Origin of the sequence: Streptomyces sp. Y7, assembly GCF_043195415.1 — a bacterium.
GTDB lineage: Bacteria > Actinomycetota > Actinomycetes > Streptomycetales > Streptomycetaceae > Streptomyces.
On the sequence record NZ_JBIDDQ010000020.1, the window covers coordinates 139,674 to 166,021 of the forward strand.

Consider the following 26,348-nt stretch of genomic DNA (forward strand, 5'->3'; position numbering starts at 1 on the left):
CCGTTTCCGGAGGGTGTCAATGAACTGGACGCAAGCTACCGAACAGTTGACCTGGCAAACCGGGGCATAATCGGGCACCACGAGAAGGGATGAGACGCTGCCGTTACCTAACAAGTAACTACGGGAGGAGGGATCGACTGCTCAGCGCGCGACAGCGTCCAGCTCGCGCGCCAGCCTGCGCACCGCGGCCTCGGGCGTCTCTCGTCCGGTCATCGCGTCGCGCACGACCGCCTGGACCACCAGGCTCACCTGGTCGTAGCGCGGGCTCTTGGGGCGCGGCGCGGCCGTGCGCACGCTCTCGCGCAGGGTCGGCAGATAAGGGAACTCCCGCACCAGCGCCGGATCCTCGTACAGGTCGGCCCGCACGGGCGGCAGGGCGCCGCGGGTGAGGACCTGCCGCTGCACGCGCTCGCTGGTCAGATACGCGAGCAGCCGCGCGGCCGAGTCGGGGTGGCGGGCATGGCTGCTGACGGCCAGGTTGGAGCCGCCGAGCACGCTGGTCCCGGGTCCGTCCGGCCCCGGCAGCGGCACGGCGCCGATCTTCCCGGCGACCGGCGACCCCTTGGCCGAGGCGCCGACGTAGGCGTACGGCCAGTTGCGGAGGAAGAGCAGGCGCCCGTCCTGGAAGGCCTGCTTGGATTCCTCCTCCTTGTAGGCGAGGGCCTGTCTCGGGATCCAGCCCTCGCGCACGCCACGGGCGAGGAAGTCGATGCCGTCACGGGCCGCCATCGAGTTCACGGTGACGCGCTCGCCCTCGTCGCCGAGGATCGAGCCGCCCGCCGAGTAGACGGCCTCGGCGGCGTTGACGGTGAGGCCCTCGTACGGCAGGAACTGGCCCGCGTAGCCGTCCAGGCCGTACCTCGGCGCGACGGTCTTGGCCTGGTTCTCCAGTTCGGCCCAGGTGCGCGGCGGTGCCAGGCCCTCCTTGGCGAGGACGTCCTTGCGGTACAGGAGCAGGCCGGCGTTGGTGACGTACGGGACCGCGTACAGCTGTCCGTCGTAGGTCGCCGTGTCCACGACCGGTGGCAGGAAGGTGTCCAGCGGGAAGCGGTCGCGCGCGAGCGGGCGGATCCAGCCGTGCGCCGCGAACTCCGAGGTCCAGCTGACGTCGATGTTGAGGATGTCGAAGCGGCTGCGGTCGCCGCCGCGCAGATCGGTGGTCATCTGCGCGTGGGTCTCGTCGGCGGAGTCGGGCAGCTCGACGAGGGTGACCTTCTCGCCGGGGTGAGCGCGGTTCCAGCCCTCCAGCACGGAGCCGAGATAGCCGGTGAGGTCTCCTGCGGTGGCGAGGGTCATCGGCCCCCTGCCCCCCGCGGGACCCTCTCCGGCACGGGCGCCGGAGGCGACGTAGCCGGTCAGGATCACGACGAGGACGAGAAGGCCCCTACCCGCGGCGTGGATCCACCGCATAGGTTCCTCCCTGTACACCTGACAACGGGCGTCTTTGCCCGGGAACAGAGGCCATGTATACCTGTTAGGTATGCGCGATACTAGGGCCTGCGGCACATTAACTCGGGAGCGGGAGGAGAGCACGAGTGCGGCTGCCCCTCCTGGCCCTGCTGGCGCGCGGCCCGGCGCACGGATACGAGCTGAAGCAGGACCTTGAGGTACTGCTGGGCTCCGCGTACCCTCAGCCGAACGTCGGCCAGATCTATGTGACCCTCGGCCGTCTCGAGAAATCGGGACTGATAGAGGGCGAGGACGTCGAGCAGTCGAGCCGGCCCAACAAGAAGGTCTACCACCTCACCGACGCCGGGCGTGAGGCGCTGCGCGCCTGGTTCGAGGAGACCGAGGACGAGCCGCGCGTGCGGGACGAGTTCTTCATGAAACTCGCCGTCGCCCCGCAGACCGGTCTCGCCGACCAGATCGCCCTCATCAACAAACAGCGGCGTCAGTACCTGAACACCATGCGTCAACTGTCGAAGCTGGCCGCCGCCGAAGACCGGGACAACCGCATCGCCCATCTGCTGATCGAGGGCGCGATGCTGCACCTTCAGGCCGACCTCGACTGGCTGGAGCGGTGCCAGGAAGAGCTGGAGGAGCTGGAGTGAGCGACGATTCCGCTCCTGGGCTGCGCGCCGACGGTGCCGGGAAGGCCGACGAGCGTCCGGTGCTGCGTGCCGAGGCCCTGGTCAAGACGCATTACGGCGAGGGCGCTCCGGCGCATGCCGTGCGCGGTGTGGATCTCTCCGTCCGGCGCGGGGAGTTCGTGGCCGTCACCGGTCCGTCCGGTGCCGGCAAGTCGACCCTGCTGCATCTGCTGGGCGGGTTGCAGCGGCCGGACAGCGGTGGCATCTGGCTGGACGGCGAGTGCGCGGACCGGTGGAGCGAGGCCCGCTGGTCGGTCGAGCGCAGGAAGCGCATCGGGATCGTCTTCCAGTTCTTCAACCTCGTCTCCAATCTGTCCGTCGCCGACAACGTCGAGCTTCCCGCCCTGCTGGCCGGCGTCCCGCCCAAGCGGGCCCGCGCCGAGCGGACGGAGCTGCTGGGCGAGCTCGGTCTCACGGGCAAGGAGCGCAGCATGCCGGGCGAGCTGTCCGGCGGTGAGCAGCAGCGGGTCGCGCTGGCCCGGGCCCTGGTGAACCGGCCGCCGCTGCTGCTGGCCGACGAACCCGCGGGCAGCCTGGACAGCAAGGGCACCCGCGAGGTGATGCGGCTGCTGTCCCGGTTCCACCAGCGGGGCCAGACGATCGTGCTGGTCACGCATGACGCCCGGCTGGCCAGCGCCGCGGACCGGGTGATCAGCTTCTTCGACGGCCGCATAGCCGACGACGCCGAGCTGGACGGCGGCCCGCCGCCGCGCCGCGCCGGCACCTCCGGTGTGCTGGAGCTGGAGCTCAGGGACTGAGATGCGGGCGTACGAGCACTTCCCTGATTCCGGGCCGAGGGACTGAGGCCCGTGCGAGCCACCCTGCGCTGGGCGCACTCCGATCTGCGCACGCACCGCGGCGAGGCGCTGTTCCTCGTCCTCGCGACGGCCGGGATCGTCGTCTCGCTGCTGCTGGCCACAGCCCTCTTCGGCTACGCCACCAACCCCTGGCAGCGCGTCTTCACCCAGGCGCGCGGCGCCCACGTCTGGCTGCACACCGGTGCCGCGGCCGACTCCGCGAAGCTGTCCGGCCTCGACGGCGTCGAATCCGTCGCGGGCCCGTACCCCACCGCGTCCACCACGCTCGCCTCCCGCGGCGCCCGGGCCTCCGTGGAGCTGCGCGGCACACCCGAGCGTCCCGCCGTCGGCCGGCCGCTGCTGGCCTCCGGCCACTGGCTGGACCCGGCGAACCCCGACGGCGTGGTCCTGGAGAGCCGGCTGGCCCGCGCCCTGCTGGCCGCCCCCGGTGACACCCTCACCCTGCCCGGCACCGGCCGGACGCTGACCGTCCTCGGCATCGCCGACAGCGCCGAGCCGCGCTACCGGGCGGGCGAGCAGGCGGGCCTCGTCTGGGCACCGCCGCCGGCCGTGCGCAACCCGGGTGGCCAGGTGATCGGGCTGCGCCTGACCGACCCCGACGACACGGACTACGCCGTCCAGCGCGCCGTGACGGTGCTGGGCGCCGGCGCGGTCAGCGAGGTCTCCACCTGGAAGCAGGCCCGCGCCGAGGCGCAGGGCGACAACCGGCTGCTCGGGCAGGTGCTGGGGCTGTTCGGGCTGGGCGCGCTGGTCGCCGCCGGGCTCGCCGTGCACGGGGCGATCGGCACCCGGATCCGGGGCCATCTGCGGGACATATCGGTGCTGAAGGCGATCGGTTTCACCCCGGCCCAGGTGGTCCGCGTCTTCCTGCTCCAGCACCTCGCCTTCGCGCTGCTGGGCGCCCTGGCCGCCGCGACCGTCATCCAGGCCCTGGGCAGCCGTATACCGGGGCGGCTCGGGGACGCGGTCGGGGTGTGGCAGGGGCTGCCCGGGCATACGGTGGCGCTGTTCGCGGTGCCGGTGGGCGCGGTGCTGTTCATCGGCGCGACCACGGGCCTCGCGGCGTGGCGGGCGGGGCGGGTGCCGCCGGTGCCGGTGCCACGGCGTGCGGCTCCGCTGGGCGGGCGGCTCTCGGGCGCGGCCCGGCAGGCGCTCGGACTGCGGCTGCCGCCCGCGCTGGTACTGGGCTGGCACCGGGCGTTCGCGCGGCGCCCGCGGTCGCTGGCCACGGTCGCGCGGCTGGCGCTGCCGCTGCTGCTGATCGTGGTGGCGATGAGCGCGTGGACGACCATCGACCGCTTCGACAGCCGGCCCGAGCAGATCGGCCTGCCGACCGCGCTGACCGTCCACGCCGACGCCGGCCTGGCCGACGGTGACGCCCGCACCCTGCTGGAACACGATCCGCAGGTCGCCGCCGCCTACCCGGGCGTCGAGGTGGCCGCCCTGGTCCCCGGTCAGACGGCCACGATCGCCCTGCGGGGCCTCGGCACCCACGCGGACCCCTACCCCTACGCGCTGGCCGAGGGCCGCGCCGCCCAGGGCCGCGACGAGGCGGTCGCCGGTCAGGGACTGCTGGATCTGCTGAACGCGCGGGTCGGCGACTGGGTGCGGATGACCGTGGGCGACCAGCCGCAGATCCTGCACATCGTGGGCCGCAGCATCGAACCGGAGAACGCCGGCCGCGTCATCTCCACCTCCCTCGACACCCTGCGCGAGAACGACCCCGGCCTCGGCCCCACCCTCTACGAACTGCGGCTGCGCCCCGGCGCGGACCCGGCCGAGGTCGCCGGCCGGCTGGCCGATGCCGGGCAGGGGCGCCTGGACGTGCACGCCGTGCCGAACCCCGCCGACGGGCTCTCGCCGCTGCGCGGCGTCGTCGTGGGCCTGATCGCCGTCCTCGCGCTCATCGGGCTCATCGAGCTGCTGACCGCGATCGGCGGCACCGTCCGCGAGGGCGAGCGCGACCTGCTGGCCCTGAAGGCGATCGGCCTCTCGCCACGGCAGATCACCGCGATCACTGTCATGTCCACCGCCTGCACCGCGCTGGCCGCGGTCGTCATCGGCACGGCCCTGGGCACCCCCCTCGCGCACTGGCTGATCGACACCCAGGGCCGGTCGAGCGGCATCGGCGCCGGGATCGCCCAGGGCCCCTCCCCCGCACTGCTGCTCCTGCTCGGCACGGCGGCGGTCACGGGCGCGGCCGCCCTTGCCGCGCTCCCCGCCCACCGCGCGGCCCGCCGCCGCCTCGCGGACACCCTGAGCGCGGTCGCCTGACCGGCGTCCGCCGCACTACCGGGGGTGGTACGGGGGCGGCGCCGGCGGGTTGTACGGCGGCTGATGAGCGTACGGATTCTGCCGGCCCGGCGCGTACGGGTTCTGCGGGCCCGGTGCGTACGGGTTGCCCTGCGGGGACGTCCCGTGAGGATGGCCCTGGCCGTTGCCGGAGGGCGTGTACGGGGGGCCCTGCGGCGGCACGAAACCGTTCGGGGCGTACGACGGCGGCGGCGGGGTCGGCGTCGGACCGGGCGTGGGTGTCGGCATCGGCGACAGGACAGCCGGGTGGTCCGCGAGCCGGATGCCGTAGCGGGTCCTGAGCCGGCCCATCTCCAGCATGGCGATGGCCGTGACCGTCACGGGGGCGCCCAGGATGAAGAAGACGCCCATGGCGAGGCTGAGGCCGTGCAGATCACCCGTGACCAGATCCGGGATGGCCATCAGCCATGTCGTCACCGTGGCCAGCAGCGGCGGCAGACAGCGGTGCACGACCGCGGTGCCGAAGAAGTTCCCCGAGATCCGGTAGGCGCCGGCGATCACGAAGAACGCCATCCAGAGCCCCACCACGCTGACCAGCATGGTCCCGAGGATCCCGAGGGCGCCGCCCAACTGGAAGATCAGCACCGTGCCGAGCGCCGAACCGATGAAGAGCAGAAGCAGCTTCAGCGACCGCATCAGCGGCTCCTTCAGCTGCGCCACCGTGCCGGCGCCGGAGCGCTGCCAGAGGTAGAGCATCACGCCCACGGTGAGCGGCGTGATGAACAGCAGCACCAGACAGGCGGTCGCCGCGTTGTCCAGCATCTCGTCGAAGGCGAACCCGCCCTCCACGAAGGTGTAGACACCGAACCCCGCGACCGCGCCGGCGATGACCCGCACCTTCTTGAGGGCATCCACCGACGGGTCCAGCGACTGAGGGATCCAGGCCGGATGGAACACCGCCCGCGCCACATGATGAGGCTTCAGGAACGACCGGGCGGTCAGCGTGCCGCCGGTCCAACTCCCGTGTGGGTACGTCAACTTGCACTCCCCCGAGTGATCGTTGTCATGATCGACGAGGGAGTCTACGGGAAGCGGACAGCCACGCGCCGCCCGCTTTCCGTAACCGTGTCACTTCCGGCCGCGCAGCTCCCGGTACTTGGCGACGAGCGCCTTCGTCGACGCGTCCAGACCCGGAACCTCGGCACCCTCCGTCAACGCGGGCTCGACCCGCTTGGCGAGGACCTTGCCGAGCTCCACGCCCCACTGGTCGAAGGAGTCGATGTTCCACACCGCGCCCTGCACGAACACCTTGTGCTCGTACAGCGCGATCAACTGACCCAGCACGGACGGCGTCAGCTCTCGCGCGAGGATCGTGGTCGTCGGGTGATCGCCCTTGAACGTCTTGTGGGTCACCAGCTCCTCCGGCACCCCCTCCGCGCGCACCTCCTCCGGCGTCTTGCCGAACGCCAGCGCCTGCGTCTGCGCGAAGAAGTTCGCCATCAGCAGGTCGTGCTGCGCCTTGAGCCCGTCGCTCATCTCGGCGACCGGCTCGGCGAAGCCGATGAAGTCCGCCGGGATCAACTTGGTGCCCTGATGGATCAGCTGGTAGTACGCGTGCTGCCCGTTGGTGCCCGGCGTGCCCCACACCACCGGACCTGTCTGCCAGTCGACCTCCCGCCCGTCCCGGCCGACGTACTTGCCGTTGGACTCCATGTCCAACTGCTGGAGATACGCCGTGAACTTGGACAGGTAGTGGCTGTACGGCAGCACCGCGTGCGACTGGGCGTCGTGGAAGTTGCCGTACCAGATGCCCAGCAGACCGAGCAGCAGCGGCACGTTCTCCTCGGCGGGGGCGGTGCGGAAGTGCTCGTCGACGGTCCGGAAACCGTCGAGCATCTGGCGGAAGCGGTCCGGCCCGATGGCGATCATCAGGGACAGGCCGATCGCCGAGTCGTAGGAGTAGCGCCCGCCGACCCAGTCCCAGAACTCGAACATGTTGGCCGTGTCGATACCGAAGTCGCCGACCTTCTCGGCGTTCGTCGACAAGGCGACAAAGTGCTTGGCGACGGCTTCCGGTCCGGCCTTCAGCTCGGCGAGGAGCCAGTCGCGCGCGGACGTGGCGTTGGTGATCGTCTCGATCGTGGTGAACGTCTTGGAGGCGATGATGAACAGCGTCTCCGCCGCGTCCAGGTCGCGGGTGGCCTCGTGCAGGTCGGCGCCGTCGACGTTCGAGACGAAGCGGACGGTGAGGTCGCGGTCGGTGAAGCTGCGCAGCACCTCGTAGGCCATCGCCGGGCCGAGGTCGGAGCCGCCGATGCCGACGTTGACGACGTTCTTGATCCGCTTGCCGGTGTGGCCGGTCCAGGCGCCGGAGCGGACCCGGTCGGCGAAGCCGGCCATCTTGTCGAGGACCGCGTGCACGCCCGGGACGACGTTCTCCCCGTCGACCTCGATCACCGCGTCCCGCGGGGCGCGCAGCGCGGTGTGCAGCACGGCGCGGTCCTCGGTGGTGTTGATCTTCTCGCCACGGAACATGGCGTCCCGCAGCCCGAACACGTCCGTCGCGGCGGCCAACTCGCGCAGCAGCCGCAGCGTCTCGTCGGTGACCAGGTGCTTGGAGTAGTCGATGTGCAGGTCGCCGACCTGGAGCGTGAGGCCCGAGCCGCGCTCGGGGTCGGCGGCGAACAGCTCCCGCAGCCGCACTTCGCCGAGCTCCTCGCGGTGCCTGGCCAGCGCGGTCCACTCGGGCGTCTGGTTGAGCCTGGTACGGCCGTCTGCGTTCATGTCCGACTTCAGCCTTCTTTCGTGCCTGTCCGAGCGGTCCCAACCTAATTGATCAGCGCCGGACGTGAGCTGTCCTGGCGTCGTCGTCCGGCGCAACAACAGGTACGTCCTGCTTGCCCGCGGGTATCAGCGCGACGAGGGCCAGTACGAAGAAGACCGCCGTGAGCAGGGGCGGGGTGTTCAGGCCCCACGCGGTGGCGACGGCACCGCCCAGCAGGGCGCCGAGCGGCACCCCGGCGAAGGCCAGGGTCCGGAAGGCCGAGGCCACTCGGCCGAGCAGCTCGAAAGGGCTGCGCTGCTGCATGAGCGTCGTCGTGTTGACGTTCCACACCATGCCCATGATCCCGAAGACGGCCAGCGCCACCACCAGCACGGCCAGGCTGCGCACGGTGCCCATGACCACCAGGGCCCCGGTCTGCACGACGCCCGCGGTCAGCACGGCCCGCACCCGGCCCAGCCGCTTCACGATCCAGCCGTTCGCCACTCCCCCGGCCAGACCGCCGACCGTGAACGCCGCGCCCGCCGCCGCGTAGCCCCCGGCGCCGGCGTCGAGCCATCCGGTCACCAGGACGACCAGGGTGGCGAGCTGGGCGCCCATGCCGATGTTGCACAGGGCGGTGGCGGCGCACAGCCCGCGCAGCGCCCGGTCACGCCACAGGGTCCGCAGTCCCTGCGCGATCTCCCGGCGCAGGGTGCTGCCCTCCGGGGCCGGCGCCCGCCCGGGCGCCTCGATCCGCAGTGAGGCCACCAGCGCGGCCGCGACCAGGAAGGTGGCGGCGTCGGCGGCGAACGGGACGGCGGCCCCGGCCGTCAGCAGCAGCGGCACGAGCGGCCCGCCCATGAGTCCGCCCGCGATGCGCTGCCCGGTCATCAGCCGGGCGTTCGCGCTGCCGAGCGCGTCACGGTCCACCAGGGCGGGGAGCAGGGCCGTGGAGGCGTTGTCGAAGAGGGTCTGCAGCGCGGTCAGGGTGAAAGCCAGCGCGATGAGGAGACCGATCGAGGCGTGCCCGAGCGCCACGGCCACGGCGAACGCGGCGACGAGGAGTCCGCGTAACGCGTCCACCGTCCACATCGCGCGCCGCTGGTCCACCCGGTCGGCGACGGCGCCGCCGAGCAGCCCGAGGATGATCCAGGGCAGATAGCCACAGGCGGTGACCGCGGCGATCAGCAGCGGCCGGTCCGTCAGCGTCACGGCGAGGAGCGGCAGGGCGGCCGTACGCAGGGAGTCTCCGAAGCTGGAGAGCACGGCGGCGCTCCACAGCCGTCCGAACCCACCGCGCCACGCCGGCGTGCGCCCGCCCACCGCTTCAGCCAACGCCACTGCTCCCCCTGCGGTCCGTCGATGCGAAAGATCGATACACAAACCGTAGAGGGCACCACTGACAATCGGCCCGGAGCGGGATCCGGGCAGCACTCGGAGCGGTCCGGCCGAGCACCCATGGGTACCCGGCCGGTCCTCAATTCCTAGATCTCGCCCCGCAGTTTGGCGAGCGCCTCGGCGAGGATCGCCTCGCCGTCCGCGTCGCTGCGCCGCTCCCGTACATACGCGAGATGCGTCTTGTAGGGCTCGGTGCGCGGCGGGTCCGGCGGGTTGTCCCGGTCCTGTCCGGCGGGAAAGCCGCAGCGCGGGCAGTCCCAGGTTTCGGGAACCTGCGCGTCGCTGGCGAAGCTGGGCTGCGTTTCATGCCCGTTGGAGCACCAGAAGGAGATGCGCAGCCGGGGCGCGGACTCGCCCCGCTCGGCCTCGCCCATCGGCCCCGCCCCGACCCGGCTTCCTCGGATCGCGTTGCCACTTGCCACGGTCGTAACTCCCTGCGTGATGGTGCCGCAAAGCGAGTCGGCGTTTCGCTTCGCTGCGAGCGCCTCAGTCTACGTAAGGCCCAACGCGCGTCCAGTGATTGGAGTTACAGAGCCCTCACACAAAGACGCAAGCCCCATGATAGGCCGCGCTGAGCTGCGCGTACCGAACATGGGGCCTTACGTACGGAATGTGCGTGCCGGTCAGTTGTTGACCTTCATCAGAATGCCGAGCACGACAATGCACGCGAACCACAGCAAACCGACCACAACAGTGATCCGGTCGAGGTTGCGCTCGGCGACGGAGGAGCCGCCGACGGAAGACTGCATGCCGCCGCCGAACATGTCGGAGAGGCCGCCGCCCTTCCCCTTGTGCATCAGCACCAGCAGCATCAGCAACCCGCTGAAGACGATCAGGGCGATCGAGAACCCCAAAACCACGGCTGGACCAACTCTCTCGGACTCGGATGGACGACGGGGGCACGGTAGCTGGCTACCATGCCCCCGCAAGGGTACGACGGATCGCCGCTAGCGCATACTCACTGCTTGCGGTGCGCCCGCGGGCGCCCGGCTCACTGGTCGCGGAAGCGCACGATCTTGACGAACTCGTCGGCGTCCAGCGAGGCACCGCCGACCAGGGCGCCGTCGATGTCGGCCTTTGCCATGATCTCGGCGACATTGCCCGACTTCACGGAGCCGCCGTACTGGATGCGGACCTGGTCGGCCAGCTCCTGCGTGTACAGCTCGGCGATCTTGGCGCGGATGGCGGCGCAGACCTCCTGCGCGTCGTCGGCGCCGCAGACCTTGCCGGTGCCGATGGCCCACACGGGCTCGTAGGCGATCACGACGGACTCGGCCTGCTCGGCCGGGAGGTCCTTCAGACCGCCCTCGACCTGGGCGAGGGTGTGGGAGACGTGGTTGCCCGCCTCGCGGACCTCCAGCTCCTCACCGACGCACAGGATCGGGGTCAGGCCGTGCTTGTAGGCGGCCTTGACCTTGGCGTTGACGATCTCGTCGGTCTCCGCGTGGTACTGACGGCGCTCGGAGTGGCCGATCGCCACGTACGTGCACTTCAGCTTGGCCAGCATCGGGCCGGAGATCTCGCCGGTGTAGGCACCGGAGTCGTGCGCCGAGATGTCCTGGGCGCCGTACTTGATCTTCAGCTTGTCGCCGTCGACCAGGGTCTGCACGGAGCGCAGGTCGGTGAAGGGCGGCAGGACGGCGACCTCGACCGCGTCGTAGTCCTTGTCGGCCAGGGCGAAGGCGAGCTTCTGGACGTGCGCGATGGCCTCGAGGTGGTTGAGGTTCATCTTCCAGTTGCCCGCCATCAGCGGCGTGCGCGTGCTCATTGAGGTCAGTCCTCCAGTGCGGCGAGGCCGGGGAGCGTCTTGCCCTCGAGGTATTCGAGGGAGGCGCCGCCACCGGTCGAGATGTGGCCGAATGCGTTCTCGTCGAAGCCCAGGGTGCGGACGGCCGCGGCGGAGTCGCCGCCGCCGACCACGGTGAATCCCTTGGAGTCGACGAGGGCCTGGGCGACCGCCTTGGTGCCCTCGGCGTAGTCGGGGTGCTCGAAGACGCCCATGGGGCCGTTCCAGAAGACGGTGGCGGCGTCGGCGAGCTTCGAGGCGTACAGCTTGCGGGTCTCCGGACCGATGTCCAGGCCCTCCTGGTCGGCCGGGATGGCGTCCGCGGCGACGGTCGTGGGGTTGGCCGGCGCCTTGGTCTTCAGGTCCGGGAACTCGGTGGAGACCAGGACGTCGACCGGCAGGACGATTTCGACGCCGCTCTTCTCGGCGCGCTCCATGTACTCGGTGACGACCGGGACCTGGTCCTCCTGGAGGAGGGAGATGCCGACCTCGTAGCCCTTGGCCTTGAGGAAGGTGTACGCCATGCCGCCGCCGATGAGCAGCCGGTCCGCCTTGGCGAGCAGCTGGTCGATGACGGCGAGCTTGTCGGACACCTTGGCGCCGCCGAGCGCGACGACGTAGGGCCGCTTGACGTCCTCGGTGAGCTTCTTGAGGACGGCGACCTCGTTCGCGATGAGGTAGCCGGCGTAGTGCGGCAGCTTGGCCGGGAGGTCGTACACGGAGGCGTGCTTGCGGTGCACCGCGCCGAAGCCGTCACCGACGTAGACGTCGGCGAGGGCGGCGAGCTGCTCGGCGAAGGCGGCGCGCTCGGCGTCGTCCTTGCTGGTCTCGCCGGCGTTGAAGCGCAGGTTCTCCACGACGGCGACCTGGCCGTCGGTCAGGCCCGCGACGACGGCCCGGGCGGACTCGCCGACCGTGTCGGTCGCGAACGCCACGTCGGCGCCGAGGAGTTCACCGAGGCGGGCGGCGGCGGGCGCGAGGGAGAACGCGGGGTCCGGGGCGCCCTTGGGGCGGCCCAGGTGCGAGGCGACGACCACGCGCGCGCCCGCCTCGGCCAGGGCCTTGACGGTGGGCAGCACGGCGCGGATGCGGCCGTCGTCGGTGATGGTGGTGCCGTCCAGCGGCACGTTCAGGTCGGCGCGGACGAAGACCCGCCGGCCCGCGACTGACTCAGCGAGGAGTTCGTCGATCGTCTTCATGGAAGGGGACTCCCGAGGAGGGTTCGTATGCTCGGATCGCCAGTGATCCTAAAAGGCCTGGTCTGCACGTGAGTCAGGGCCCGGGCGGCGCGTCCCTGCGCCGCACGGGCCCTGCCCTCACATCAAGGTGCCTGCTCTGCCGATCAGAGCTGGTTGCCGACGAAGACCGTCAGGTCGACGAGGCGGTTGGAGTAGCCCCACTCGTTGTCGTACCAGCCGAGGATCTTCACCGACGTGCCCTCCTGGACCATGGTCAGGGAGGAGTCGAAGGTGCAGGACGACGGGTCGCTGACGATGTCCGAGGAGACGATCTCGTCCTCGGTGTAGGTCAGGTAGCCCTGCAGCTCGCCCTCGGAGGCCTTCTTGAAGGCGGCGTTGACCTCGTCCTTGGTGACCTCGCGCGACAGCTCCACGACGAGGTCGGTGGCCGAGCCGGTCGGGACCGGGACGCGCATGGCGATGCCGTCCAGCTTGCCCTTGAGCTGCGGCAGGACCAGCGCGGTGGCCTTCGCGGCACCCGTGGTGGTCGGGATGATGTTCTCGGCGGCGGCACGGGCGCGGCGCAGGTCCTTGTGCGGGAAGTCCAGGATGCGCTGGTCGTTCGTGTACGCGTGCACCGTGGTCATCAGACCCTTGACGATGCCGAAGTTCTCGTCGAGGACCTTCGCCATCGGCGCCACACAGTTGGTGGTGCAGGAGGCGTTGGAGATGACGTGGTGGTTCGCCGGGTCGTACTTGTCCTGGTTGACACCCATGACGATGGTGATGTCCTCGTCCTTGGCCGGAGCCGAGATGAGGACCTTCTTCGCGCCACCGGCGATGTGCTTGGCGGCGTCTTCCTTCTTGGTGAAGATGCCGGTCGACTCGATGACGATGTCGACGCCCAGCTCGCCCCACGGGATGTCGGCGGGGTTGCGCTCGGAGAGGACCTTGATGGTCCTGCCGTCGACGGTGATCGTGTCGGCGGTGTTCGACACCTCGGCCTTGAGACGGCCCAGGATGGTGTCGTACTTCAGCAGGTGGGCGGTGGTCGCGGTGTCACCCAGGTCGTTGACAGCCACGATCTCGATGTCTGCACCCTGCTCCAGCAGCGCGCGGAAGTAGTTGCGACCGATACGACCGAAGCCGTTGATGCCTACGCGGATCGTCACGAACCGATCTCCTCGTTGGTACGCCGGCCATGCGGTGCCGGCGAGCTCTATTTGGGATGTCCCCGACCGCCTACGACCCTACCTCTCTGCGGCCTCCGTGGTGACATCCAGATGCCTCATAGACGGCACGGCGGCCCGTACCCGCCAGTAGGGGTACGGACCGCCCCGCCGGGAAGCCCGGATCACTCGTTTCGGTCACCGTGGGTCGTGCACGGTTGACCTCGGCGTGTCATTTCTCAAGTGAGGAAAGGGCCTTTCCGATGAGCGCCGCACGATCGGCCGCCGCGGAGAGGTGTTCCAGGCCGAAGCCGAGGAGCACCGTGTCGTCGGTGGTGATCGCGCCGTACGTCTGGAACAGCGCTCCGGTGCGCGCCCAGTCCTTGAGCACGGCCGGGCTGCCCGCGGGCGGTCCGGTCACGCTCCAGGCGCCGAGCGAGGTCTCGAAGCCCTCGGTCTCGGTGGCCGTGCCGCCGACCACGAGTGCGGCCTGGTCGGCGAGGACGCCGCGCCCGCCGAAGCCCGGGTCGGAGACGTAGCTGATCGAGATCTCCACCGACTTGCCGGCGTACGCGCTCAGGTCGAACTCGACCTGCTTCCAGCCCGCGGAGGCGCCGGTGAGGGCGTTCCACTGGCCGCTGCTGCCGGACGCGGTGCAGCCCGCGGCCGACTGCGTCAGGTAGTGCTTGAGCCAGGGGTGTTCGGCCATGTAGAAGCCGGCCTCGCACTCCGCAGGCACGGTGTTGGAGGTGGCGCCGTTCTTCTCCGGGAGTGTCGTCCAGTCCTCGGCCCCGGTGCCGTGGGCCTCGATCAGGACGTTGTCGTAGCCGGGCTCGACGTCCCACAGCAACTGGGTGCGCAGGGTCGGCTGCTGCGCCGCGGTCACACCGGTGAGGTCGACGGTCCTGGTGAGCCGCTTGTAGGCGTCGTCGGTGTGCACGGCGGCCACCATCCACGAACCCGCGTAGGGGCCGTAGGGGTTGACCGTCCCGGCGAACTGGCCCGCGCCCGCGCTGGCGAACTGCGGGTACTTGTCGGCCGCCAGCTGGTCCGAGGTGACGCTGTAACTCCCGGCCTTGTCCAGCGGGTTGCCGGTGGCGTCACCGAGCGCGCCGGTGAAGCCGCCGAGCCTGCCGGAGCCGGTGAAGCCGGTGGCGCCGGGCAGCGACGTACGGGTGTAGGCGCCCAGGTAGTACTGGCTGAAGTCGTTCGACAGGGTGCCGTCGCCGAGGTCGACGTTGCCGCCGGCCTGCTCGCCCGCCTCCATCAGCTTGCCGCCCTCGTTGAGGTAGGCGCGCAGCTGGAGCTGGGTGGCGTTGCCCGGGACGTTCGCGCCCGTGTAGTGGACGACGGTGTCGAAGTGGCCCAGCACGGCGAGCGCGTCGGGCGCGCCCTGCGCGGCGACGTCCCAGACGAGCGCCCGGTGGCCGTTGGCCTTGAGCGCGTCGACGTACTTCTGCGCGTGCGGGGCGCCCGCGCCTTCCTCGGCGACCACGAGCACGTCCGCGCGCGGCCGCTCGGCCACGGTGTACGTGAAGTGCTCGCTGGAGACCTTCTTCCCGCTCCTGGTCTCGCCGGTGAACCACACCTCGACCTTGTCGCCCCGATCGCCGTCGGCGACCTTGGCGCGGTACTCGTCGAAGTAGAGGTTGTCCTCACCGCCGTACGTCTCGCCGCCCTTCCAGGGCCGCAGCGCCATGTCGTGCGTACGGCCGCCGTTGACGCGGTACTTGAGCTCCTTGTCGCGCACGGACTTGCGTACGACGACGGAGACCTCCTGGTCGGCGCCGCGGGAGTACGACGTGGTGAACGGCGCCGGGGTGAAGTCGGCGGCCTTCAGGCCGAGCGAGGAGACGGGCTGGTCGGGACGCTCGGCGCTCTCCGCGACGGACAGCGCGAACGGCACGTTCTTGGCGAACTCGTCCTGGATCAGCTTCTCGTCGTCCGGGAAGTTGAACACCGACTGGCAGTCGGCCGCGTTCCACTGGTCGTTCGGGTCGATGTTCGACGCGGTCTGGCAGGTCGACATCTCGGGCGTGTACATCGCCAGGCCGTTGACGTTCGAGGCGTGACCGTCGGCTTCGCCGTTGGTCGTGTACAGCTCCGAGGAGACCTGCGGCCGGTAGCCGGGGATCGCGGAGTTGTCCGGGGTGCCGGCGAGCGCCTTGTACAGCACGTCGTCGGGGGTGTTGGTGGCCACCTGCCAGCCGACGCCGTAGAGGAGGAGTTCGGCGGCGGAGTGGTAGTTGATGCCGTAGGTGAAGCCGATGCGCTTCTGGAAGGCGTCCAGCGCCTTGGTCTCGGGCTCCGAGCCGGCACTCGCGCCGCGGTAGGTCTCGCTGGTGGGGTTCGGGGACGAACCCTCGTCGTCGTAGCCCCACTTGTAGGAGAAGTTGCGGTTGAGGTCGACGCCGTCACCGGTGCTGATCACGCCGTCGGCGTTGATGTCCCGCAGGTTCTTGCGCCACAGACGGTTGGCGGCGTCCTTGTGGGTGTAGTCGTACCCGTCGGGGTTGGCCGAGAGGACGAACCACAGCTCGGTCGAGTCGACGATCTTCTTGACGCGCTTGTCCGTCTTGTAGTTGTCCAGGTAGTAGTGCATCAGGCGCCGGGTCATCTCCGGCGTGATCCACTCACGCGCGTGCTGGTTGGACATGTAGAGGACGGCGGGCTTGGCGCCGTCCTTCGTCTTCTTGGCGTTCTTGCTGAGCTTGAGCGCGAGGATGTCCTGGCCGCCCACCGTCTTTCCGATGGACACGACCTTGGTCAGGCCCGGGTTCTGCTGCCCGGTCCTGACTATCTCCTCCTTGAGCCCCCCGGCCCCGCTGTACGGGCGGAACACGCCCTCCGCGGCCTTCTCGGTGCGGGCCTCCGCCTTGGCGGAGAGGTCGTGCTCGGTGAGCTCGACGCCCTGCTTCTGGAGCTTCTCGGCCTGGTCGTCGGTGAGGTAGACCTCGACGGTGGCCGTGCCCTTCTCGGGCGCCTGCTCACTGAGTTCGTGGCCGTCCTGGCCGGCCGCCAGCAGCAGGGGTACCTGCTTCTTGGTGACCTCGGCCCGGAAGACCTTGACTTCACTCGGGTCGGAATCTTGTGAACCACCCGGTTGTGCCTGGGCGATGGGTGCGATACTCGCTCCACCTATGAGGAGCGCGCCGACAGCGAGGATCGATCTCGCTCTGGGTCTCATGTACCCCCCTAGCAGTGTTTCGCCACAGTGACGAATGACTGCCAGGCTCATGCCACTTCATGTTCCAGTCAAGAGTGCCGCAAAGACCGACAAATACTGGTGCCGACGCCCCAAGTGGACGCCGGCACCCAGATGTTGACGATCAGTCACGTCACCCGACGAGGTTGTCCGCCAGCTCCTCGCTGAGGTTGGCCTCGGTGCCCGGGATGCCGAGGTCCTGGGCCCGCTTGTCGGCCATGGCCAGCAGCCTGCGGATACGGCCGGCGACGGCGTCCTTGGTCAGCGGCGGGTCGGCGAGCGCGCCCAGCTCCTCCAGGGACGCCTGCTTGTGCTCCATGCGCAGACGTCCGGCGGCGGCGAGGTGCTCGGGGACCTCCTCGCCGAGGATCTCCAGGGCGCGCTGGACACGGGCACCGGCGGCGACGGCCGCGCGGGCGGAACGGCGCAGGTTGGCGTCGTCGAAGTTGGCGAGGCGGTTCGCCGTGGCGCGGACCTCGCGGCGCATCCGGCGCTCCTCCCAGGCGAGCACCGACTCGTGTGCGCCCAGACGGGTGAGCAGGGCGCCGATGGCGTCACCGTCGCGGACGACGACCCGGTCCACTCCGCGCACCTCACGGGCCTTCGCGGCGATCGACAGGCGGCGGGCTGCGCCGACCAGGGCGAGCGCGGCCTCGGGGCCCGGGCAGGTCACCTCGAGGGAGGAGGAGCGGCCCGGCTCGGTGAGCGAGCCGTGCGCGAGGAAGGCGCCGCGCCAGGCGGCCTCGGCGTCACAGGTGGCCCCGGACACGACCTGCGGGGGCAGGCCGCGGATCGGGCGGCCCCGCCCGTCGACCAGGCCGGTCTGCCGGGCCAGCTGGTCACCGCCCGCAACCACCCGTACGACGTAACGCGAGCCGCGGCGCAGCCCGCCCGGAGCCATCACGATCAGCTCGGAACTGTGGCCGAAGATCTCCAGGATGTCCCGCTTGAGGCGGCGGGCCGCCATGGCGGTGTCCAGCTCCGCCTCGATCACGATGCGCCCGCTGACCAGGTGGAGGCCGCCGGCGAACCGCAGAATGGCGGAGACCTCCGCCTTCCTGCAGCAGGTCCGGGTGACGGGGAGTCGGGAGATCTCATCCTTCACCGCTGCCGTCATCGCCATGGGCCGATCCTTCCATGCATCCGAAAAATACGGTCGTACGCGGCGGCGAGGAGCTCCGGGTCGTGCCGGGGCGTCCCGTCCGTCCGGGCCACCGGGGCCAGCTCGACCGCCGCACCGAGCCGCTTGGCGGCCTCGGTGAGCACATCGCGGTCGGGCACGGCGGCCTCGTCGGCCAGCACCACGTCCAGGGCGAGTTTAGGGGCGTGTCGTCCCAAAACCTCCAAATGACGCTGCGGGGAGAAGCCCTCGGTTTCTCCGGGCTGCGGGGCGAGGTTCAGGGAGAGTACCCGGCGCGCCTTCGTCTCGGTGAGCGCGTCCAGGAGTTCCGGCACGAGCAGATGCGGGATGACCGAGGAGAACCAGGACCCGGGGCCGAGCACCACCCAGTCCGCGTCGCGGACGGCGGCGACGGCCTCCGGGACGGCCGGCGGGTCGTGCGGCACGACGTGCACCGACTGCACCTCACCGGGGGTGAGGGCGACGGTGGCCTGTCCCCGGACGGTGTCGACGTCCTCGGGCCGGTCCGGGTCGTGGCCCTTGACCAGGGCCTGGAGCTCCAGGGGCACGGCGGACATGGGAAGCACCCGCCCGTGCGCGCCGAGCAGCTTGCCGACCAGGTCGAGGGCCTGAACGTGGTCGCCGAGCTGCTCCCACAGGGCGACGATCAGCAGATTGCCGACCGCGTGGTCGTGCAGGTCGCCCTGGGAGTGGAAGCGGTGCTGGATGACGCGGGCCCAGGTCTGGCCCCAGTCGTCGTCGCCGCACAGCGCGGCCAGCGCCTTGCGCAGGTCGCCGGGCGGCAGCACGCCCAGTTCGTCGCGCAGCCGCCCGCTGGAGCCGCCGTCGTCGGCCACCGTGACGACGGCGGTGAGGTCGCCGGTGATCCGGCGCAGCGCGGCGAGCGAGGCCGACAGCCCCATGCCGCCGCCCAGCGCGACGACCTTGGGCTGGGTGCCCCGGCGGCGCGGTCGGCCGCCCCGGGCCTCGGCGGGCCGGCTTGCGCGTGACTCGGGCATCGCCCGGCGCAACCTGCTCAGCCGCGGAGTACGTCCCGTCATTCCCGTCCCATGTCCCGGTGTACGACCACCGTCTCCACGCCCTGGGAGGCGAGGCGGGCGGCGAGCTTTTCGGAGGTGGCGACCGAGCGGTGCTTGCCACCGGTACAGCCGACCGCGATGGTCACGTACCTCTTGCCCTCGCGACGGTATCCGGCCGCGATGAGCTGGAGCAGCTCGGAGTAGCGGTCGATGAACTCCTTCGCGCCGGGCTGGTTGAAGACGTACGCCGACACCTCCTCGTTGAGGCCGGTGTACGGTCGCAGCTCCGGGACCCAGTGCGGGTTGGGCAGGAAGCGCATGTCCACGACCAGGTCGGCGTCGACCGGGAGGCCGTACTTGAAGCCGAAGGACATGACCGTGGCCCGCAGCTCGGGCTCCTCCTCGCCGGCGAACTGGGCGTCCATCTTGGCCCGCAGCTCGTGCACGTTCAGGCTGGAGGTGTCGATCACCAGGTCGGCGTCGCCGCGCAGCTCGCGCAGCAGCTCACGCTCGGCGGCGATGCCGTCGACGATGCGGCCGTCGCCCTGGAGGGGGTGCGGGCGGCGCACCGACTCGAAGCGGCGCACCAGGGCGTCGTCGGAGGACTCCAGGAAGACGATCCGGCGGGTCACCCCCCGGGTGTCGAGGTCGGAGAGGGAGTCACGGAGGTTGTCGAAGAAGCGTCGGCCGCGGACGTCGACGACCACCGCGATCCGCGCCACGTTGCCCTGGGAACGGGCACCGAGCTCCACCATGGTGGGGATCAGCGCGGGCGGGAGATTGTCGACGACGAACCAGCCGAGGTCCTCCAGACACTTCGCCGCCGTCGAGCGGCCGGCCCCGGACATGCCGGAGATGATCACCAGCTCGGGGATGGCCGCCTCGGGGGCCCCGGCTGCGTCGCTACCCGTACTCACCTGTGCTCCGTCGTTCTGGGGTGCGTCCTGCTGGGTGAGATCCTCGCCGGTCTTCTTGTGCGTTTCCTGGGCCTGCTGATCTCGCTCGCCTGTGGGCTGTGTGTGGTGCTCGCTCATCTCTCCTGCCCCCGTCGTTCGTCCGGGGCGCCCGCGGACACGGGCTCCCCCGAGGTCTCCGCCGTCGTCTCGGATCCCTCGTCTTCCATGATCTCTCCAGTCGCCGTGTTCACGGCGGGCGCGGCCGGGGCCGCCTGGGCGAATGCCGCGGCGATCGTCTCGGCCGTCTTGCGGCCTATGCCCGGGACCTCGCAGATCTGATCGATGGTCGCAGCTCGCAGCTTCTTCACCGAACCGAAGTGCTTGATCAGCGCCTGCTTGCGGGTCTCACCGAGGCCGGGGACGTCGTCCAGCGGGCTCGACCGGAAGCGCTTGGCGCGCTTGGTGCGCTGGTAGGTGATCGCGAAGCGGTGGGCCTCGTCACGGACGCGCTGGAGCAGATACAGGCCCTCGCTGCTGCGGGGCAGGACGACCGGGTCGTCGTCGCCGGGCAGCCAGACCTCCTCCAGGCGCTTGGCGAGACCGCATACGGCGATGTCGTCGATCCCCAGCTCGTCCAGGGCCCGCTGAGCGGCCGCGACCTGCGGCTGGCCGCCGTCCACGACGACGAGCTGGGGCGGGTAGGCGAAGCGCTTCGGACGGCCGTCGTCGTCCTTGAGGCCGTTGGTGAGGGGGTCGGAGGACGCCGCGGTGAGCGGGTCGGTGGCGGTGAGCGGGGCGGCCGACGGGTCGCCGGGCGACGTGGAGGGCGAGCCGGCGAGGGAGACGGGGGAGGTGTCGCCGACCGGCGTGGCCGACGGGTCGCCGACCGGCGTGGAGGGCGGGTCGCCGAGAGTCTCGGTGGGCGTGTCGTCGGCCGGTGTCGAGGACGGGTCGCCCAGGGAGTCGGACGACGTACCGGCGAGGGTGTTCTCACCGTCGGCCCACTCCCCCGTGCGCTCCTTCTCCGCGAGGTAGCGCTTGAAGCGGCGGGTGATCACCTCGTGCATGGAGCGGACGTCGTCCTGGCCCTCGAAGCCCTTGATCTGGAAGCGGCGGTACTCGCTCTTGCGCGCCAGGCCGTCCTCGAAGACGACCATGGAGGCCACCACGTCGTCGCCCTGGAGGTGGGAGATGTCGTAGCACTCGATCCGCAGCGGGGCGCTGTCCAGGTCCAGGGCGTCGGCGATCTCCTCCAGCGCCCGGGAGCGGGTGGTCAGATCGGAGGCGCGCTTGGTCTTGTGCAGGACGAGAGCCTGCTGGGCGTTGCGCTCCACCGTCTCCATGAGCGCGCGCTTGTCGCCGCGCTGGGGGATGCGCAGCGAGACATTCGAGCCGCGGCGCCCCGACAGCCACTCCTGCACGGGCTCCAGCGGGTCGGGCAGGGCCGGGACGAGGACCTCCTTGGGCACCGCGTCCCCGGTCTCCTCGCCGTAGAGCTGCTGCAGCGCGTGTTCGACGAGGGCGCCGGTGGTGATCTCCTCGACCTTGTCGGTGACCCAGCCGCGCTGGCCGCGCACGCGTCCGCCGCGGACGTGGAAGATCTGCACGGCCGCCTCCAGCTCGTCCTCGGCGACGGCGATGAGGTCGGCGTCGGTCGCGTCGGCGAGCACGACCGCGTTCTTCTCCATGGCCTTCTTCAGGGCCTCGATGTCGTCGCGCAGGCGGGCGGCCCGCTCGTACTCCATCTCCTCGGCCGCCTCCATCATCTGCGTCTCCAGACGACGCAGATAGGTGCCGGTGCGGCCGGTCATGAAGTCGCAGAACTCGTCCGCGAGTTCACGGTGGTCCTCGGCCGAGACGCGTCCCACGCAGGGAGCGGAGCACTTGCCGATGTAGCCGAGGAGGCAGGGGCGGCCGGTGCGGGAGGCGTTCTTGAACACGCCGGCCGAGCAGGTGCGGACCGGGAAGACGCGCAGCAGGAGGTCGACGGTGTCCCGGATCGCCCACGCGTGCGCGTACGGCCCGAAATACCTGACGCCCTTCTTCTTGTGACCGCGCATCACCTGCACGCGGGGGAACTCCTCGTTCATCGTCACCGCGAGATAGGGGTAGCTCTTGTCGTCGCGGTATTTGACGTTGAACCGGGGGTCGTACTCCTTGATCCAGGAGTACTCCAGCTGGAGGGCCTCGACCTCCGTGGACACCACCGTCCACTCCACGGACGCGGCCGTGGTCACCATCGTGCGGGTGCGCGGGTGCAGGCCCGCCAGGTCCTGGAAGTAGTTCGCCAGGCGCTGGCGCAGGCTCTTCGCCTTTCCGACGTAGATCACCCGGCGGTGCTCGTCACGGAACCTGTACACCCCGGGAGAGTCGGGGATCTGTCCCGGCTTGGGGCGGTAGCTGGAGGGGTCGGCCATGTCTCACACCCTACTGGCGCCCGGTGACACTCCGGCGAGGCTGTGGATAACCTCCGCCACCTCCGGCGGGGCTCCGGGAACGTGAGAACGGCCAGCACAGGGCGGGGGCCGTCGCGGTCCTGCAGGAGCCGGCCCATGCGCCCGGCGTGGCAGGAGGCGGTCGTCCCGGGCCCTCCGGATGACCTGCACGCAGGTGGTCGTCCGGGGTGCTCCGGTGACCTGCACAGAGGTGGTCGTCCGGGGTGCTCCGGTGACGTGCACGGAGGTGGTCGTCCGCGGTGTCCCGGGTGACCTGCGGGCATCGGGCTGTGACCGGAGCCATAGGCCGATCTCCACAATCCGGCGAGAGCCGTCGCGGCAGTCCGACGCGGCTTCCCGGCCGGAGTCGGCCGCAGCCGCCGTACGGCGTCAGGGACCTGCTCGGCAGCACCGGCACGGACACGACGACTTGATGTGGACGTATAGCGACTCGGCCAGGAGTGGGCTGCTGTTGGGCATCAGGTGTTGTCGGGACTTGGTCAACACGCTTCAATGCGGGGGAACTCGGGGAACTGAACGGCGGCGTACGGATGTGAACATCCCCCGGCGCCCCGACGGGGTGACCCCGATCTGCCGCGCGAACGGTCTGACCAGCCGTTGTGAAACAACCACAGAAAGGCCCCTGCATGCCGCACGCCACTCAGCACGCGGACATCGCCGCCGTCGCCTCCGCGGAACTGGACACGGCCCTGCGAGGCGGTCCCTTCCACGCCGCCCTGCGCGCAGCGATAGCCGCCCGGGGACTGCCTCTCCAGCGCGTGCAGCACCATCTGTCCCGGCGCGGCGTGAAGGTCGGCGTGACCAGCCTGAGCTACTGGCAGCAGGGAGCCAGGCGGCCCCAGCGACCCGAGTCCCTGCGTGCGGTGAGGGCGCTGGAGGAGATCCTCCAGCTACCGGAGGAGTCCCTGATCAGGCTGTTGTCCGAGGCCGACGACCACGCCGCGCTCCAGCAGCCCGCCGCTCGCTCCTACCGCTCCCTGGTGGAGGCCTCGGGGATGCTGGAGCGGCTGCTGGCCGAGCTGGACTGTCCGGTCGACGGCGGCCTGCACACCCTTGCCCACCACGAGCAGGTCAGGATCGGGGCGCGCCGCGAACTGGCGGGACGCGAGTCGCACCACATCGTGCGGGCCCACAAGGACGGCGTGGACCGCTTCGTGGCCGTCCACCACGGCGATCCTGGGTGCGTGCCGGAGCGCATGTCCGTGCGCGCGCTGGAGAACTGCCGTACGGGCCGGGTCCGTTGGCACCACGACACCGGTGTCCTCGTCGCCGAACTGCTCTTCGGCACGCGCCTGCGGGCCGGGGACACCTATCTGTTCCGCTACGGCATCGAGGACGGTACGGCCGACGCGTCCCGCGAGTACGCCCGCGGCTTCCCTCTCGCGGGCGGCCAGTACGCCCTTCAGGTCCGCTTCGCCGAGAACGCCCTCCCGGCCCGCTGTCACCGGTTCGCCCAGCATTCCGCGGCGGCACCCCGCAGTGGCCGACAGGGGCTGGCCATCAGCGGATTGCACCGCTCCGTCCACCTCGTCGAGCCACGGGTGCGGACCGGGATCGTGGGCATCGGGTGGGAGTGGGAGTGAGCGCCCGAGTGAGCGCCCCCGCCGGCCTTGCCACGGCCTGACCGAGGCCCGACTACGGCGTGACTACGACCTGCCCGCGGGTGGTCGAGGGCCTGCCCACGGCTGGTCCACGGCCTGCCCACGGCTGGTCGACGGGTGGTCGACGGCCTGCCCGCGGGTGGTAGACGGGTGGTCGACGGCCTGCCCACGGTTGGTCGACGGCTGGCACCCGGCCGGGGCGGCCGCCGACCGGTCAACGGCCGGTCCATGGCCGGTGTACGACCTGATCGCTCGCCGCCCGTCGGCCTCTGACGTCGGTTTTTGATCCCAGGGCGCCTTGGAGCACCTGTGCGCTCTCCGCCCCGAAGGCTCCTTCGACTCGTGCGGCGTGTGACGTAAGCGATTGCGCAAGCGTTTACGTCTGGCACCGGATGGGATACCTTCCCGGCCAGAAAGACCCGCGGCGGCCCAGGGACGGGGCGCTGCCGGGAAGGGACCGAGAGAGGCCGGGATCCTCTATGGCGACCATGACCGACGTCGCGCGGCGCGCCGGTGTGTCCGTGGCGACCGTCTCCCATGTGCTGAACGAGACCCGGCCCGTGCTGCCCCACACCCGCCAGGCGGTGCTGGACGCCATGGAGGAGCTCGGCTACACGCCGAACACCCTCGCCCGCTCCCTGGTGACCTCGCGGACCCGTTCGATCGGGCTCGCGGTGTCGGCGATCAGCAACCCGTACTTCACGGAGATCCTCCAAGGCGTCGAGGCCGCGGCCCTGGAGCACGGCTACGGCCTGCTCATCGCCGACCCCCACGACGATCCGGAGCATGAACGCAAGGTCGTGCAACTGCTGCACGAGCGCCGCGTGGACGGCATGATCGTCGCGCCCTCCGCCGATCCCAGGGAGCTCCTCGCCTACCTGGGGCGCCACAAAGTGCCGACCGTTCTCCTCGACCGCGTGGTCGACACCTCGGCGGACGCCTGGACCGGGTTCGACCAGGTCTGCGCCGAGAGCGCCGAGCCGATGGCCCGCCTGGTCACCCACCTCGCGGGGCTCGGTCACCGACGGATCGGCCTGGTCGCCGGACTCCCGGGGCTCAGCACCACCAGCGAGCGGCTCACCGGCTACCGGGACGGCCTGACAGCCGCCGGGCTCGCGTACGACGAAGGGCTCGTCGTGCACGGGGACTCCGAGTCGGCCGCCGCCGAACAGGCCACCAGCGCGCTGCTGGCACTCACCGAACCGCCCACCGCGCTCGTCACCGCCAACAACGCGATGACCATGGGTGCCCTGCGCGGCCTGCGCGACCACGGCCTGTCCGTGCCCGATGACATCGCGCTGTGCTGCTTCGACGACTTCGCCTGGGCCGATCTGTTCTCACCCAGGCTGACCGCGATCGCCCAGCCCAGCAGGGACCTCGGCGCCCAGGCGGTGAGCGCGCTGCTGGACCGTCTCTCCTCGCCGGACCGGCCTGCCCGGACCGTGCGTCTTGCCTGCACCTTCGTCCACCGCACCTCGTGCGGCTGCCCCGAACAGTCCCTGACGTCCGTGACGTCCGTGAAAGGAACCGCCTCGTGATCGTCGTCGCCGGTGAGGCCCTGATCGACCTGGTACCGCAGGGCACGGGCGCCCTGGCGAGCCTGAAGCCGGCGCTCGGCGGTGGCCCGTACAACACCGCCGTGGCTCTCGGCCGGCTCGGCTCCCCCACGGCTTTCTGTTCCCGGACCTCCTCCGACGCGTTCGGTGAGGCCCTGCTCGACGGGCTGCGGGAGGCCGGGGTGGACGTGTCGGCCGTGCAGCGCGGGATCGAGCCGACGACGCTCGCGGTCGCCACCATCGACGAGAAGGGGTCGGCGGCCTACTCCTTCTACGTCGAGGGCACCGCCGACCGGCTCTTCACGGCGCCTTCGGAACTGCCCGCGCAGGCTCGCGCGGTCTCGTTCGGCACCTGCTCGCTCGTCCTGGAGCCCGGGGCGAGCGCCTATGAGGAGCTGATGCGGACTGCGGCAGCCCAAGGGGTGTTCACCGCGCTCGACCCGAACATCCGGGCCGGACTGATCCCCGACCCGGATGGCTACCGGGCCCGGTTCAAGAGCTGGCTGCCGTCGGTGTCGCTGCTGAAGCTCTCCGAGGAGGACGCGGAGTGGCTGGGTGGCACGCCGCGTGAGTGGCTGGAGGCAGGGCCTGCGGCCGTGGTGATCACCCGGGGCGGTGACGGGCTGATCGCCTACATACGGGACGGCTCCGTGCACTCCGTACCCGGCGAGGAGGTCGACGTCGTGGACACGATCGGTGCGGGCGACACTGTCAACGCGGCTCTGCTGCACGGCCTGGCCGCCCAGGACGCTCTGTCCGCCGACGCGCTCGTGGGACTCGATGCCGACGGCTGGACACGGCTGCTGCGGTTCGCGGCGCGGGCTGCCGCGATCACCTGCTCCCGTGCGGGTGCCGAACCGCCGTACGCGTCCGAACTGGGGGCTTTCCAGGGGCGTTCGGCGCGGACTTCATTCCGCTCTTGAGGAGTCAAGGTCCTTCGCGGCCGCCTGGCCGGGGCCGCTGATGATCCAACGGGCGGCCGCGAAGGACCTTGACTCCTCAAGAGCGGAATGAAGTC

General features: G+C 70.7%; 20 protein-coding genes. 6 read left to right on the forward strand and 14 right to left on the reverse strand.

From position 1 onward, the window contains the following. Window positions 1-141: 141 nt before the first annotated feature. Window positions 142-1,410: an ABC transporter substrate-binding protein gene (locus tag ACGFW6_RS34180; RefSeq protein ID WP_393518804.1), complete on the reverse strand. Its 1,269-nt coding sequence runs from the start codon at window positions 1,408-1,410 to the stop codon at window positions 142-144. 125 nt (window positions 1,411-1,535) lie between these two features. On the opposite strand from ACGFW6_RS34180, the gene ACGFW6_RS34185 reads away from it, so the two are divergent. The 3 genes from ACGFW6_RS34185 to ACGFW6_RS34195 are packed head-to-tail and all read left to right on the forward strand — an operon-like array spanning window position 1,536 to window position 5,182. Further along, a complete protein-coding gene (locus tag ACGFW6_RS34185) occupies window positions 1,536-2,051 on the forward strand; it encodes a PadR family transcriptional regulator (RefSeq protein WP_107907177.1) in 516 nt (171 codons plus the stop codon). Continuing rightward, the gene (locus tag ACGFW6_RS34190; RefSeq protein ID WP_393518807.1) at window positions 2,048-2,848 is read left to right on the forward strand and encodes an ABC transporter ATP-binding protein; all 801 of its coding nucleotides are present in this window, start codon (window positions 2,048-2,050) and stop codon (window positions 2,846-2,848) included. Before ACGFW6_RS34185 ends, ACGFW6_RS34190 begins: the two co-directional genes overlap by 4 nt. Before the next feature lie 51 nt (window positions 2,849-2,899). Then, the gene (locus ACGFW6_RS34195) at window positions 2,900-5,182 is read left to right on the forward strand and encodes an ABC transporter permease (RefSeq protein ID WP_393518810.1); all 2,283 of its coding nucleotides are present in this window, start codon (window positions 2,900-2,902) and stop codon (window positions 5,180-5,182) included. A 15-nt stretch (window positions 5,183-5,197) separates the two neighbouring features. Here the strand turns inward: ACGFW6_RS34195 and ACGFW6_RS34200 are convergent, their stop codons facing one another. The 13 genes from ACGFW6_RS34200 to uvrC form a co-directional block, all read right to left on the reverse strand. Continuing rightward, a complete protein-coding gene (locus ACGFW6_RS34200) occupies window positions 5,198-6,199 on the reverse strand; it encodes a hypothetical protein (RefSeq protein ID WP_393518813.1) in 1,002 nt (333 codons plus the stop codon). Between the two features lie 90 nt (window positions 6,200-6,289). Continuing rightward, window positions 6,290-7,945 (reverse strand): glucose-6-phosphate isomerase, encoded by a 1,656-nt coding sequence (gene pgi / locus ACGFW6_RS34205; RefSeq protein WP_393518816.1) that lies wholly within the window; start codon window positions 7,943-7,945, stop codon window positions 6,290-6,292. A gap of 52 nt (window positions 7,946-7,997) precedes the next feature. Continuing rightward, entirely contained in the window at window positions 7,998-9,266 is a 1,269-nt protein-coding gene (locus ACGFW6_RS34210; RefSeq protein ID WP_393518819.1) for an MFS transporter, read from the reverse strand. A gap of 143 nt (window positions 9,267-9,409) precedes the next feature. After that, the gene (locus ACGFW6_RS34215; RefSeq protein ID WP_003976875.1) at window positions 9,410-9,745 is read right to left on the reverse strand and encodes an RNA polymerase-binding protein RbpA; all 336 of its coding nucleotides are present in this window, start codon (window positions 9,743-9,745) and stop codon (window positions 9,410-9,412) included. Between the two features lie 201 nt (window positions 9,746-9,946). Then, window positions 9,947-10,177 (reverse strand): preprotein translocase subunit SecG, encoded by a 231-nt coding sequence (gene secG, locus ACGFW6_RS34220; RefSeq protein ID WP_055514354.1) that lies wholly within the window; start codon window positions 10,175-10,177, stop codon window positions 9,947-9,949. Between the two features lie 137 nt (window positions 10,178-10,314). After that, window positions 10,315-11,091 (reverse strand): triose-phosphate isomerase, encoded by a 777-nt coding sequence (tpiA, locus tag ACGFW6_RS34225; protein ID WP_393518822.1) that lies wholly within the window; start codon window positions 11,089-11,091, stop codon window positions 10,315-10,317. Between the two features lie 5 nt (window positions 11,092-11,096). After that, on the reverse strand, window positions 11,097-12,308 hold the full coding sequence (locus ACGFW6_RS34230; RefSeq protein ID WP_393518824.1) for a phosphoglycerate kinase: 1,212 nt from the start codon (window positions 12,306-12,308) through the stop codon (window positions 11,097-11,099). A gap of 143 nt (window positions 12,309-12,451) precedes the next feature. Continuing rightward, a complete protein-coding gene (gap, locus tag ACGFW6_RS34235; RefSeq protein ID WP_393518827.1) occupies window positions 12,452-13,459 on the reverse strand; it encodes a type I glyceraldehyde-3-phosphate dehydrogenase in 1,008 nt (335 codons plus the stop codon). A gap of 229 nt (window positions 13,460-13,688) precedes the next feature. Next, on the reverse strand, window positions 13,689-16,643 hold the full coding sequence (locus ACGFW6_RS34240) for a M14 family zinc carboxypeptidase (RefSeq protein WP_393518830.1): 2,955 nt from the start codon (window positions 16,641-16,643) through the stop codon (window positions 13,689-13,691). 151 nt (window positions 16,644-16,794) lie between these two features. After that, window positions 16,795-17,784, reverse strand: coding sequence for a DNA-binding protein WhiA (whiA, locus tag ACGFW6_RS34245; RefSeq protein WP_062719176.1), 990 nt, complete (start codon window positions 17,782-17,784; stop codon window positions 16,795-16,797). Further along, window positions 17,775-18,842: a uridine diphosphate-N-acetylglucosamine-binding protein YvcK gene (gene yvcK / locus ACGFW6_RS34250; RefSeq protein WP_393518833.1), complete on the reverse strand. Its 1,068-nt coding sequence runs from the start codon at window positions 18,840-18,842 to the stop codon at window positions 17,775-17,777. The genes whiA and yvcK overlap by 10 nt, the downstream gene beginning before the upstream one ends. Continuing rightward, a complete protein-coding gene (gene rapZ, locus ACGFW6_RS34255) occupies window positions 18,839-19,855 on the reverse strand; it encodes an RNase adapter RapZ (protein ID WP_393518836.1) in 1,017 nt (338 codons plus the stop codon). The genes yvcK and rapZ overlap by 4 nt, the downstream gene beginning before the upstream one ends. Then, window positions 19,852-22,134, reverse strand: coding sequence for an excinuclease ABC subunit UvrC (gene uvrC, locus ACGFW6_RS34260; protein ID WP_393518839.1), 2,283 nt, complete (start codon window positions 22,132-22,134; stop codon window positions 19,852-19,854). Before uvrC ends, rapZ begins: the two co-directional genes overlap by 4 nt. Before the next feature lie 665 nt (window positions 22,135-22,799). Between uvrC and ACGFW6_RS34265 the strand changes: the two genes are divergently transcribed. The 3 genes from ACGFW6_RS34265 to ACGFW6_RS34275 all read left to right on the forward strand — a co-directional run bounded on the left by ACGFW6_RS34265 (window position 22,800) and on the right by ACGFW6_RS34275 (window position 26,253). Then, window positions 22,800-23,756 carry a hypothetical protein gene (locus tag ACGFW6_RS34265; protein ID WP_393518842.1) on the forward strand — a complete coding sequence of 319 codons (957 nt, stop codon included), beginning with the start codon at window positions 22,800-22,802 and terminating at the stop codon, window positions 23,754-23,756. A gap of 497 nt (window positions 23,757-24,253) precedes the next feature. Further along, window positions 24,254-25,312: a LacI family DNA-binding transcriptional regulator gene (locus ACGFW6_RS34270; protein WP_393518845.1), complete on the forward strand. Its 1,059-nt coding sequence runs from the start codon at window positions 24,254-24,256 to the stop codon at window positions 25,310-25,312. Beyond that, window positions 25,309-26,253, forward strand: a complete 945-nt coding sequence (locus ACGFW6_RS34275; protein ID WP_393518847.1) for a carbohydrate kinase — start codon at window positions 25,309-25,311, stop codon at window positions 26,251-26,253. Before ACGFW6_RS34270 ends, ACGFW6_RS34275 begins: the two co-directional genes overlap by 4 nt. Window positions 26,254-26,348 lie beyond the last annotated feature (95 nt).